Origin of the sequence: uncultured Tateyamaria sp. (genome assembly GCF_947504105.1) — a bacterium.
Lineage (GTDB): Bacteria > Pseudomonadota > Alphaproteobacteria > Rhodobacterales > Rhodobacteraceae > Tateyamaria.
This window is the reverse complement of the sequence record NZ_CANNGP010000007.1, coordinates 54,814-67,198: the sequence shown is the minus strand read 5'-3', so window position 1 is coordinate 67,198 and position 12,385 is coordinate 54,814. Positions and strand designations below refer to the sequence as shown.

The window sequence follows — 12,385 nt, the reverse complement described above, 5'->3', positions numbered from 1 at the left end:
CCCTCCATTGCACTGATTTTGCCCTAAATACGCCATTCTATGCACGTAGCCCGGGAATCGAGCAGTAGCGAGAGGGGCACGCATGAAACCTGGTCAATCCACATTCGAAGAACGGCTAAGCCGCATCAACAGAGGGCAAGCGCTGAACGCCAGCGATGTCGTGTCCCCCAAGGCAAAGCTGGTTCACGAAAACTACAAGGAACGCCGGTTCCATCTTGATGTGCTGGTTGCGGGCGCGATTGCAGGTGCGATTGCGGGCATCCTCTTTGCCAGCAATATCGGTTTTTTATTCATTATCACGCTTGATTACCTGACGCTCTATGGCCTGGTCCTCGCCGACTTCAAAATTGCGGCATACATTGCTGCTGTTGTCATCGCGCCCTTGGGCTTTTTGGCGACCTTGATCTTTGCCAGAACTGCGCCGCGGGCATGGCAGTTCTGGACGGCCTACATGATTGGTGTGTTGGCCGCCAATTTCACGGATCTGCGGTATTGGGTTGAAACAGTTGCGATCCCGGCCTTCTGGCAGTTCGTGACGAACTACACAACTGCGTCGCAATACCTCTGATCATTCAGCCGCGACCTTGATGACCGGTTCCATCCGCGCAAGGATGTCCTCTGCAAGATGGCATTTGACCTGATGTCCCTCGGCCAGGTGACGCACGGGCGGTACTTCTTTCTCACAGAGCCCGCCAGGCACGTCCGATTTCCAACGGCAGCGTGTCTGGAACGGGCAGCCCGAGGGTGGGTTCATGGCTGATGGAATATCACCTTCAAGCACGATGTGCTGTTTTTCGATTGATGTGTCCGCGATCGGAACTGCTGACAGCAACGCCTCGGTATACGGGTGATAGGGTGGGGCAAAGACCTGCTCGGTCGTGCCAAGCTCGACCACGTGACCCAGATACATAACCATCACCCGGTCACTGAGATAGCGAACGATCGACAGATCGTGGGAGATGAACAACAACGTGGTTTTCTGCTCGCGTTGAATTTCCATCAGAAGGTCGGTCACGGCTGCCTGAACTGACACGTCGAGCGCCGAAACTGGTTCGTCCGCAACGACGATCCTGGCGTCGCCAGCGAAGGCGCGGGCAATACCCACGCGTTGCTTTTGCCCCCCCGACAGCTGACGCGGCATGCGTTCGGCAAAGGCGCGTGGAAGTTTCACCAGGTCCAGAAGCTCGAGCATGCGCTGCCGACGCTCTGCTTCGTTCTTGCCGACTTTGAAAATCTCAAGTGCGCGGATGATTTGGCGCCCGACGGTCATTGAGGGGTTCAGTGTGTCAAATGGGTTCTGGAAGACCATTTGCACATCGGCGACAGTCTGCGTGTCGCGGCCCTCGATTGGCACATCCTGGATCGTCTTGTTGCCGAGTGTGATGGTTCCTTCGGTGGCTGTCTCAAGGCCCATCAGCACCTTGGCAAAGGTGGATTTGCCGCAGCCGGATTCGCCCACGATGGCGAGCGTCTCGGACTCCCGTGCCTCGAAACTGAGCGTCTCATTGGCCTTGACCACCTTCTTGTCGCCGCCGCCAAATAGGACTGAAGCCGCCACTTCGTAGTATTTTTTCAGGTTGTCCATCTTCAGGACAACATCACCGACTTCACCTTTTTCTTTCTGTTCACCCGCGGTGATGGGGGCGTTCCAGTCGATCTCCTGGAAGCGAAGGCAGCGGGTTTCGTGGCTGGCATCCTCGTTCGCAGGGGCCATCGGGATCGCCGTGTCTTGGTTACACAACCCATCTTTGAAGTAGTCGCAGCGCGGGCCAAAGTTGCAACCTGGGGGACGTTCGTGCGGCAGGGGGAAGTTGCCGGGGATGGCCACCAGCGGGCGCGCGTTCTTGTCTGCGCCGGGCAGGGGGATCGAACGGAACAGCGCTTGGGTATACGGGTGCTGCATCTCGTCAAACACCTGTTTGATTGATCCGCGTTCCACCGCTTCGCCAGAGTACATCACGCAAATACGATCGCAGGTTTCGAGCACAAGGCCGAGGTTATGCGAGATGAACAGCATCGAGGTGCCGTATTTCTTGCCCAGATCCTTGACCAATTCGACCACGGCGGCCTCGACCGTCACGTCAAGCGCCGTCGTCGGTTCATCAAGGATCAGAAGCGATGGCTCGGACATCAGTGCCATTGCGATCACGATGCGCTGCTGCTGCCCGCCAGACAGCTGGTGCGGAAAACTGTTCAATATACGCTTGGGGTCGGGCAGCTTGACGTCTGTGACCACCTGCAGCGCACGCGCGCGGGCGTCTTTTTCCGACATGCCCTGATGGATCATCGGCACTTCCATGAGCTGCTTGCCGATTTTCATGGCCGGGTTCAGTGACGCCATTGGCTCCTGGTAGATCATGGCAATCTCGGACCCGCGAATGTCGCGCAGTTCCTCGGCGCTCATTTCCTGCAGATCCCGGCCCTTGAACTTGATTGAACCACCGACGATGCGTCCGTTCTTGCCAAGATCCTGCATGACCCCAAGGGCCACTGTCGACTTGCCGCATCCCGACTCGCCGACCAGTCCTACAGCCTCGCCAGGCTTCACAGTAACCGAAAAGTCCATCACAGCGGGGATCTCCCGCAGGCGCGTGAAGAAGGAAATACTCAGCTTGTCGATCTCGAGGATCGGGCCGTCATAGTCCTGTTTTGTCATCTTCATTTCTCCCGTCTGGCCGCGAAGATGTCCTGCTCTTCATCTTGCCAAGTAAACTCCGGAGGGGACCGGGGGCTGGCCCTCGGTCCCGCTCTCTCAATTCAGTCTTTCAGGCTTTCTTCCCGCAGCCCGTCAGCCAACAGGTTCAATCCCAGAACCATGGTCAGCAGGGACAGGGCAGGTGCGATCGCCGGGTGCGGGTAGGCGGACAACAAGCGCCGACCGGCGTTGATCGTTGTGCCCCAATCCGGGCTCTCGCTTTGCAAGCCCAACCCAAAGAAGCCCAAAGTGCCCAGAAGGATCGTGGTGTATCCAATCCGCAGACAGAAATCGACGATCAGGGGCCCGCGCGCGTTGGGCAAGATTTCCCACAGCATGATGTACCAGGGACCCTCACCACGGGTCTGGGCCGCCGCCACGTAATCCCGCGTCTTGATGTCCATGGCGAGGCCACGCACGATCCGGAAAACGGTGGGTGCGTTCACAAAAACGACCGAGACGAACACGACAAGAATGCCGGGATCGATGTCAAAGAGGTCCAGAAACTCCGGAAGTACGGCCACTTTGCTGCCACCGTCCGAGATGAGGGACAAATAGATCCATCCCATCACGCCCATGACGATGATCAGCAGTGGCGTCCGGAAACTGGGCTGCGTGTAGTAGCGCGAATTCAGCAGGACGCCGACAAAGATCAGCGGGAAGACGAACAGCACCGTTGCCATGTAGTTTGGAATGCCCGTTGCAACGATTTCTGGCGTCACCAGCAAGTAGAACAGAAGGATGACCGGGAAAGCGAGGATCAGGTTCGCAAGGAACGACAGGAACGTATCAAGACGCCCGCCGTAGTACCCAGCAGGCAGACCCAGCGTAATGCCGACCATGAAGGCAAACACGGTTGCCAGCGGTGCAATCTGCACCACCACCCACCCGCCTTTGAACAAGCGGCTGAATACATCCCGGGCCAGGTTGTCACCGCCCAGCAAGTACCATGCATATTCGCCATCTTCCGCACCACGCATCGGCGTGCCGGGCACCTTGTTCTTCATGCCTGAAACCTGGCTCAGGCTATCATGGGTTGTGATCCAGTCGAACAGGCCCGCCATGACACCGGCGTAGACCCAGAACATCACAAGTGCGAAGCCGATCATGCCCACGGTGGAGTCGAAGAGTTTGCCGTAGAGACCCAGCTTGCGCTTGAATTTGATGGACACAACGAACGTCAGGATCAGTGCAATCCAAACAGGTGTGAGCTGCTGGCTCATCCCGCCAATGATTCCAGCGACCTGCGGACCTGCAAAGATACCGACGATCGCGTATGCCAAAACCACGAGGAAGAGCCCCAGACCAAGCCACTTTGTGGCTGTCGTAGACAGGTCATATGCCCCGCCGGACGAACTGAGTGTACCATCTGGGTTGGTGACCACGCGTGATCCACCACTGGTAACACCCAGCATGATCTGCACGGCGATAGCGACCAGAAAGATTGCGGACAGTACATACAATACCGGGTCCAAAAATTGCCCAAGAGGGCCGGTCCATGTCAAAGGTTCCATGGTTAGCCTCCCTTAAGAAATGCGAATGCGTGGGTTGAGAAACACGTAGCCGATGTCGGAGATCAGCTGGGTGATCAGCACCACCACGACCGAGACAACGGAAACGGCCAATAGCAATTCGATGTCGTTGTTGCCTGCCGCTTGCACCAGCAACCAGCCGAAACCCTTGTAGTTAAACAGCGTCTCGACAATCACCACACCGTTCAGAAGCCATGGGATCTGCAGCATGATGACGGTGAAGGGTGCGATCAGCGCGTTCCTAAGCGCGTGTTTCAGGACAATGTTGCCGAAGCTCACGCCCTTGAGGCGCGCGGTTCGGATGTACTGTGCCGTCATCACCTCTGTCATGCTCGCGCGCGTCATCCGCGCGATATAGCCCATGCCATACAGGGCGATGGTCAGCACCGGCAGGGTGAAGTTTTCAAAGGTCGCGTTCTCAATGGCCTGCGTTGCCGAGCCTTTGAACCACTTCAGCCCAAATGCGGAGGAAGCAAACACCGCGATAAAAATAACGCCTGACACGTATTCGGGTGTTGCCGTTGTCGCGATCGAGAAGGTCGAAAGCGATCGGTCCAGCCCCGATCCTTCACGCATGCCCGCCAGCACGCCCACGATGAGCGACATCGGGACCATGACGAGCAGAACAAAGCCCATCAGTTTGCCCGTGGCCCCGAGCCGGGTCGCGACAAGACTGCTCACGTCATCCTTGAAGACCAGCGAAAAGCCCCAGTCGCCCTGCAAAACACCGCAGAATGTAGACCGTTCATCCACCGGCGCATTTTCCGCAAAGCATTGGCCGGTAACAGTGCCGTCCTCTTTCTCGGTCACCCATCCGGGGGCGACACCCAGCCAGCGACCGTATTTGACAAAGGTATTGTCGACGTACCCCCGGTCATCCAGCCAGCTCGCCACGGCTTCATCCGTCATGCGGAAGTTGCCCTGGGTCTTGGCCAGTTTCTCGAGATTTGGATAAAGATTGGTCAGAAAGAATACGATGAACGTCAGGCAAAGTGCCGTCAGCAGCATCACGCCCAGTCGTCTGAGTATGAAAAGTCCCATTTTGTGCCCCTGTTGGGTGGCTTGAGGCGGGTGCGTGCCGCCTTTGTTTTATGCCGGGCGCGGATTTTATTATGATACGCCTCGGGTGTGGCTCTCTTGAGCCGATTTTTGTCGTTTCCTGATTCTGCTTACACCTACGCCCCCTGTGTCCGCGTTCCCCGTTGAGTGGGGCATGTGCGCTGCGTCCTCAACGAAGGTGAGGTATGCTGCTGCGCGCGTGCGGCCGTTTTTCTTCCCTGGGCGCATGAGGCAACAGAAGAACAAACAGGTCAACGGTGCGGTTTCAAAATAGTTACACGTTTGCGACATTTGCCTGTTCCGTTTGCGACATTCGGCGCGTAACGGCACGTCAAGGGCAATGGAACCTATCGAGCCGCCTTTCGTAACGCGGTTGGTGTCTGCCCGGTGTGTTGTTGCATGAAGCGCGTAAAATACGCCGCGGACCCAAAGCCAAGATGCCGCGCGATGTCCTGCGCCGGGATGGTGGTTTCCGTCAGGGTTATGCGTGCGGCATAGAGCGTCCGTTCCGTCAGCAAATCGGCGGCGGTACGACCGGTAGCGGCCTTGCATGCGCGGGTCAGGTGCGTGGATGTGACATCCAAGGCCGCAGCATGGTCTGCCATCGTCAAGCCTTGGGCATAGTGTTGAGTGACGCGCTCACAGAATTTCGCACTGAGCCGCGCCGCTGCGTTCATCTTGATGGGCAAATGATCGGGCAGGGTGATCTGTCGCCGCAGCCAAACGGACATCAGCGCCATGTGTGCATCAATTGCGTCTTGGGCCAAGGCGCGCGCTTGGGTCACTTCGCGGTGGGCGGCCTCGAAGATGCCGGTCATCTCGGTGATGCTGTCCACCTCCCTGACACGCAATTGTCGAGCGCGGTTTGGCCATCGAATTTCCGTTCCATCCGGGATCACAGCAACCATTCCGCTACCTTGGCGGCCCAATTCGAGCGAAAACAGCGTATGTGGTGGAATGGTCAGCGCGTTGTGTGTACCCACGCCCCGCCGCGTGCCGTTCAATAACAGCCTTCCTTGGCCGCGCGTGATCCATATGATGATGTGGTGTGGTCGGTCATGAGCAAGCGATACACGCCAATCCTGACCAGCGGTCAGTTGCGCCAGCGGCTTGATTTCGATCGGAGGCAATGACATGGGCTACTTGTCCGCTTTCGACAATAAGATGTGCTTCCGTTAGTGTATCTTGTCAGCCAAAATGCAAAAAAAGTCAAATTTAAGCCAAATCAGTTGATGCGATCCAGCGCCAATTTGCCATTCTGGCGCGAAACCAGGTGCGCTGCCGTTTCGCGTATTGTCGGGTTGCAATCGTTGCGCTCTCGACCGCTGCGCCGTGATCCATTTCACCGCGTAGGACGGCCATCGCCTCGGTCACGCCGATGGCCCTGCAGGACGGCAGAGCAGGGTCAAAGCGGTCCTGCATGATGCGTGCTTCCTCCAGCGCTCCGCCGCGTAACATTTCGTCGAAGCGGGTTGCGATGCGGGGCGTCAGCCACTCTTTCGGGCTGTCCATTACTATTCCGGAATATGCGCCCGCCTTCAGCAATGGCGGCGCAGTGCTGTCCTGCCAATGGGACAGTCCGCGCCCTGTGGATGTCTGCACTTCCCACGCGCGTTGGATTCGCGCGCGATTTGCCGTGTCGATCCGGCGCAAGGTTTCTGGGTCCAGATCCGCGAGCATGGTGTCAGTTTCCATGCCGTCTGCGAGTTTACGCAAATCCGGCGGCGTCGCCGGTATATCAGCCAGGCCATGTGTCAGGGCCGCGAAGTACAGTCCGGTGCCACCCACAATGATCGGCCTTTCGCCCGACAAAAGCGGTGTCACCTCGCGCAGCCAATGACCTGTGGAGTAGGGTGCATTGTAGGGCACATGACCATAAAGCTTGTGTGGCGCGCGTGATTCTTCCTGTGCCGATGGTCGTGCGCTCAGAACCCGCCAGCAGTCATAAACTTGGCTTGCATCAGCGTTCACGATGATCCCGCCATGCGCTTCTGCAATCGCCAGAGCGAGCGCTGATTTCCCTGAAGCCGTAGGTCCGGCAATCAGTATGGGAAGGTCACTTGGCAAAGATGCGATTACATCGCGGATCATGTGGTGTCGTCCATTGAAAACCCATCGCATTTAGGACAGGTTGCGCGCAATTTGAAAGAGCGGGGGCGCACGATGACCGAGACAGAGACACCAACCACATTCAAACGGGTGATGCTAAAGATCTCGGGCGAGGCACTGATGGGCGATCAAGGCTATGGTCTCCACCCACCAACGGTTGAACGCGTCGCGCAGGAAGTGAAAGCCGTGCACGACATGGGGGTCGAGATCTGCATGGTGATCGGAGGCGGCAACGTGTTCCGTGGTCTGCAAGGGTCCGCCCAGGGGATGGAACGCACAACGGCCGATTACATGGGCATGCTTGCCACGGTTATGAATGCCCTGGCGATGCAGTCTGCGCTGGAAGGTTTGGGCGTGTTCACCCGGGTCATAAGCGCCATTACCATGAACGAAGTGGCAGAGCCCTACATCCGCCGCCGCGCCGTGCGCCACCTTGAGAAAAAGCGGGTCTGTATTTTTGCCGCGGGCACGGGCAATCCGTACTTTACGACTGATACAGCCGCGACACTGCGCGCGAACGAGATGTCTTGCGAAGCAATCTTCATGGGCAAGAACGGTGTCGATGGCGTCTATGACAAGGACCCGGCCGAACACGATGACGCCAAGCGGTACGACATCGTCACCTATGACGAGGTTCTGGCCAAACGGCTGGGCGTCATGGACGCGTCGGCCATTGCGCTGGCGCGTGACAACAACTTGCCGCTGATCGTGTTCCCGCTTGATACACCCGGTGGCTTCAAGTCGATCCTCGAAGGTAAGGGAACCTTCACTCGGGTTCAGGGATAAGACGGCCTGTCATATGCTCAGGCCCGCCAGCATTTCCCGAACGCGTTTTGCTGCGCTTGGTTTGTTTGCGGACATCGTCCCAAATTTCGTAAAGCCCAGGGCCAAGCCATAGCGCAAAAACCCCGATGGCGAGGGGCAGCGAATACACCGCTATTTCCCAGAACTTTGTCGCGGGTGGCGCAAAGCAGTTTCTGCAAATTGGATTGCAAGGACCAAAGGCGTTGATGAGAGGCAAGCCGATCGCAGCCCCCCAGATGCCAACACCTTTTGCAATGACAGTAACAGGTGCTTTGGGCCGGTGCATATCATCGGATCTCAGGCCACTTGCAACATAACGGCCAGCTTCAATTGATGCAGCGCAGCTGCGTAGCGTGTCCAAGTGCAACTGCGTCGTGAATTCTGCAAGCATGGCGGATGCGCGCGGCGAAAACGCCGCGAAATCGGACAAGCTTGCCATCGCCATGTCACCCCGTTTGATACGGTAGATGGGTGCTGTGTTGATGATGTCGATGATCGGAACGTCGTGAATCTCGGCCGCTTCTTCCATCATGTCGCGCCATTCATCGTCGTCCAGCCTAAGATCAACGACTGGCAGATCAATATCTAACGTTTCCGCCGGTTCGTTCAGGATGCCACTTGCGATACGTGTGATGGTTTGCAGGGGGGTGATCATATTCGAATCCTGAGCTGAAGCTTCGCAAGCGTAACCCTAGATTGTGTTAAAAGCTTGACGCGGTCTGATGGCAGGACGCTAAACCGCCGTGGAAACCAAACCCCTCTGGCGTTTCGCCCACCCCTTGATCTATACCCAATCGAAATAGGTCTATGGGACCCAAAACGAATACGGGGAATGCGATGTCTGACGACTTCATGCTCGACACTGATGACCTTGAGCGCCGGATGGAAGGTGCCATGGCCAACCTCAAGACCGAATTTGCGTCACTGCGCACGGGACGGGCTTCGGCCTCGATGCTGGAACCGGTGATGGTCGATGCCTATGGGTCAATGACGCCAATTAACCAGGTGGGTACCGTGAACGTACCCGAGCCGCGAATGGTGACCGTGAATGTCTGGGACAAGGGGCTGGTTGGGAAAGTGGAAAAGGCGATCCGCGAAAGCGGGCTCGGCATCAATCCCCAGCTCAACGGTACAATCATAATGCTGCCGATCCCCGAGCTGAACGAGGAACGTCGTCGTGAGTTGGGCAAGGTTGCGGGCAGCTATGCCGAGAATGCGCGCGTGTCGATACGCAACGTGCGCCGCGACGGCATGGACCAGATCAAGAAAGCCAAGGCTGACGGTATGTCCGAAGACGATCAGAAGCTCTGGGAGGACGAGGTGCAGGAAATGACGGACAATTTCATCAAGTCCGTTGATACCGCACTTGAAACCAAGCAATCTGAGATCATGCAGGTTTGACAAAGTGACCGGGCCGAGTGGTCCGGCAAACGCTCCGGGGGGGCGTTTGGTTTGTCAAAGGGCGTGGCCCCAACGTTTGGGGCAGCACGCCGGACTTTCGCCCAAGGACCTTGTCATCGCTAACCCCGCACATACCGGACCGCGCCATGTTGCCATCATAATGGATGGAAATGGACGTTGGGCAACACAAAGGGGGCGCCCGCGCCTGTTTGGTCATCATGCCGGTGCACGGCGGGTCCGCGAGGTCGTTCAAACATGCCCTGATATCGGCGTCGAGTACCTGACGATTTTTGCGTTCTCGACCGAGAACTGGAAGCGCACGCAGGTCGAGGTTGCTGGGTTGATGAGTCTGTTTCGCCGTTACATCTCCAAGGAGACCCGTGCGCTCAATGAATTTGGGGCGCGCGTGCGGTTCATCGGGGACCGCGTGCGTCTGGACGCCAAGCTTATCTCGCTCATGGACGAGCTAGAGACACTGACAGCCTCCAACAATACTGTAAACCTGACGATTGCCCTTAACTACGGAGGGCGGGACGAAGTCGCGCGGGCAACCAAACGGTTGGCGCAAGACGTTGCCGAGGGAACTCTGCTCCCCCAGGATGTGGACGAAGAGACGCTGCCGAAATACCTGGACACGTACGTATTGCCAGACCCCGACCTGGTGATCCGCACCAGTGGTGAGGCCCGGATTTCCAACTTCCTGCTGTGGCAATCGGCCTACGCGGAATATGAATTTATCGATACCCTATGGCCTGACTTCAGCCGTGAAGAATTCACGCGCCTGTGTGCGTCTTATGGGGGACGTGACCGGCGGTTCGGCGGGGTAAAGCAGTGACGGAACGGTGGTCCGATCTTGCCGCCCGCATGGCGTCGGGGCTGGTGATGGTCCTGGTCGGCGTTTGGGGGATCTGGGCTGGTGGCGACATTTTTCATGTATTGGTCGCATTGATCTGTGGACTTATGGTGTGGGAACTGGTGCGCATCATTTCACCTGATCAACGGTCGCTTGCGATGCAGCTGGGTGCGATCTGTGGTGTTGCGACGCTTGTTGCCGTGTATTTGCCAATAGGTTTTGCTCTGCCGTTGCTTTTGGCCCCTTGCATGGCCGGTCTTGGCCAACTGCAGCAGAACCGGTCCGTCTTCATGATTTTTACGCTGCTGGTCCTGATGGCCGGTTTCGGGATGATGAACGTCCGCGATGATCTGGGTTTTGGCTGGATGGTCTGGCTTGTAATGGTTGTCGTTGTCACTGATGTGGTTGGTTACTTTGCAGGTCGCATGATTGGCGGGCCCAAATTCTGGCCACGTGTGAGCCCGAAGAAAACGTGGGCTGGCACTGTATCGGGCTGGATCGGTGCGGGAATTGTCGGTGCGGTCTTTGCAATAAACACCGGCGCGTCGCTGCAGTTGATTGGTGTTTCCATCGCGGTTTCCATGGCCAGCCAGATGGGCGACATTGCAGAAAGTGCGATGAAGCGGCGGATGGGTGTGAAAGACAGCTCGTCTCTGATTCCAGGTCATGGTGGAGTATTGGACCGGTTTGACGGCATGCTTGGCGCTTCGGTGTTCTTCTTGATGTTTGGCCAGATCACTGCGTTCCCATGGGGGCTCAGCTAGAATGCGCCGGGTTTCGATCTTCGGCGCTACCGGATCGATTGGGCAAAACACCATCGACCTGATCGCCCGAGACCCGGAGGCCTACGATGTGGTGGCGTTGACCGGGGCATCGAACATCGAACAACTTGCGTCGGATGCGATCCGTCTGCGCGCTGATGTTGCGGTGACGGCAGATGAGACACGGCTTGAGGATCTGCGCGCCGCTCTGAGGGGGCACGATATCAAAGCGGCAGCGGGGCAGGCCGCCCTTGTCGAAGCCGCCTGCCGCCCAAGCGATTGGGTCATGTCCGCCATTGTCGGTGCCGCGGGGCTTGCTCCGGGGCTTTGCGCGCTTAAGCAGGGGGCAACGCTTGCCTTGGCGAACAAGGAATCGCTGGTTTGTGCCGGTCAATTGATCCTCTCCACGGCCAAGGCGCATGACGCACGCCTGTTGCCCGTCGATAGCGAACACTCGGCGGTGTTCCAGGCTCTCGTGGGCGAAGACATGGCGGCGGTCGAACGTATCATCATCACGGCCAGCGGGGGTGCATTCCGCGACTGGCCGCTTGAAAAATTGGCGCGGGCCACCTTGGCCGAGGCGTCTTCGCATCCCAACTGGGACATGGGCCAACGCATCACCATCGACAGCGCATCGATGTTTAACAAGGCCCTGGAACTGATTGAAACGCGGGAATATTTCGGAGTGACGCCAGATCAGATCGAGGTGCTTGTCCATCCCGAATCCATGATCCATGCCATGGTTGGTTTCAACGACGGGGCATTGATGGCGCATGTTGGCCCGCCTGATATGCGTCATGCCATCGGATATGCGCTGCATTGGCCCGACCGCCGTGGCCTTCCCGTCGATCGACTGGATCTCGCTCAGATTGGTGCGCTGACGTTTCGTGCCCCGGACGAGCGGCGCTGGCCCGCCTTGCGCCTTGCGCGCGAAGTGATGGAGCGGGGGGGGCTGTCTGGTGCAGTTTTCAACGCTGCCAAGGAAACGGCGCTTGACGCTTTCATTGCCGGAGAGATCGGCTTTCCAACCATGGCAGAGGTGGTCGAAGAAGTGCTGAACGACACGGCGTCAAGCCATATTGATGCCCCAATGACCCTTGATAATGTGCACGCAGCGGACCAAATGGCACGACAAGCCTCCCGCGACGTGATCGAGCAAAGAGCAGGATAA

The 12,385-nt window shown here is 57.7% G+C and carries 12 protein-coding genes; 6 read left to right on the top strand and 6 right to left on the bottom strand.

The annotated features are described in order from the left end of the window. Positions 1-82: 82 nt before the first annotated feature. Positions 83-568 carry a hypothetical protein gene (locus tag Q1A75_RS06720; protein ID WP_299545938.1) on the top strand — a complete coding sequence of 162 codons (486 nt, stop codon included), beginning with the start codon at positions 83-85 and terminating at the stop codon, positions 566-568. Here the strand turns inward: Q1A75_RS06720 and Q1A75_RS06715 are convergent, their stop codons facing one another. The 5 genes from Q1A75_RS06715 to miaA form a co-directional block, all read right to left on the bottom strand. Next, a complete protein-coding gene (locus Q1A75_RS06715; RefSeq protein ID WP_299545937.1) occupies positions 569-2,656 on the bottom strand; it encodes an ABC transporter ATP-binding protein in 2,088 nt (695 codons plus the stop codon). Between the two features lie 101 nt (positions 2,657-2,757). Continuing rightward, entirely contained in the window at positions 2,758-4,209 is a 1,452-nt protein-coding gene (locus Q1A75_RS06710) for an ABC transporter permease (protein WP_299545935.1), read from the bottom strand. A gap of 12 nt (positions 4,210-4,221) precedes the next feature. Continuing rightward, positions 4,222-5,268 (bottom strand): ABC transporter permease, encoded by a 1,047-nt coding sequence (locus Q1A75_RS06705; RefSeq protein ID WP_299545933.1) that lies wholly within the window; start codon positions 5,266-5,268, stop codon positions 4,222-4,224. A gap of 365 nt (positions 5,269-5,633) precedes the next feature. Then, complete coding sequence (locus Q1A75_RS06700) at positions 5,634-6,422, bottom strand: AraC family transcriptional regulator (RefSeq protein WP_299545931.1); 789 nt, start codon at positions 6,420-6,422, stop codon at positions 5,634-5,636. Between the two features lie 79 nt (positions 6,423-6,501). Then, entirely contained in the window at positions 6,502-7,377 is an 876-nt protein-coding gene (gene miaA / locus Q1A75_RS06695) for a tRNA (adenosine(37)-N6)-dimethylallyltransferase MiaA (RefSeq protein WP_299545928.1), read from the bottom strand. Positions 7,378-7,449: 72 nt separating this feature from the next. Between miaA and pyrH the strand changes: the two genes are divergently transcribed. Continuing rightward, a complete protein-coding gene (gene pyrH / locus Q1A75_RS06690) occupies positions 7,450-8,181 on the top strand; it encodes a UMP kinase (protein ID WP_299545926.1) in 732 nt (243 codons plus the stop codon). On the opposite strand, the gene Q1A75_RS06685 is transcribed toward pyrH, so the two are convergent. Further along, positions 8,162-8,854, bottom strand: coding sequence for a hypothetical protein (locus tag Q1A75_RS06685; protein WP_299545924.1), 693 nt, complete (start codon positions 8,852-8,854; stop codon positions 8,162-8,164). The two genes, pyrH and Q1A75_RS06685, sit on opposite strands and share 20 nt — an antisense overlap. Positions 8,855-9,036: 182 nt before the next feature. Here Q1A75_RS06685 and frr point away from each other — a divergent pair, with 182 nt between their 5' ends. From frr to dxr, 4 genes are all read left to right on the top strand, one after another. Beyond that, complete coding sequence (gene frr, locus Q1A75_RS06680) at positions 9,037-9,600, top strand: ribosome recycling factor (protein ID WP_299545922.1); 564 nt, start codon at positions 9,037-9,039, stop codon at positions 9,598-9,600. A 115-nt stretch (positions 9,601-9,715) separates the two neighbouring features. Next, on the top strand, positions 9,716-10,435 hold the full coding sequence (uppS, locus tag Q1A75_RS06675; protein ID WP_299545975.1) for a polyprenyl diphosphate synthase: 720 nt from the start codon (positions 9,716-9,718) through the stop codon (positions 10,433-10,435). Positions 10,436-10,464: 29 nt separating this feature from the next. Beyond that, positions 10,465-11,217, top strand: a complete 753-nt coding sequence (locus Q1A75_RS06670) for a phosphatidate cytidylyltransferase (RefSeq protein ID WP_299545973.1) — start codon at positions 10,465-10,467, stop codon at positions 11,215-11,217. A gap of 1 nt (position 11,218) precedes the next feature. Further along, the gene (dxr, locus tag Q1A75_RS06665) at positions 11,219-12,385 is read left to right on the top strand and encodes a 1-deoxy-D-xylulose-5-phosphate reductoisomerase (RefSeq protein ID WP_299545920.1); all 1,167 of its coding nucleotides are present in this window, start codon (positions 11,219-11,221) and stop codon (positions 12,383-12,385) included.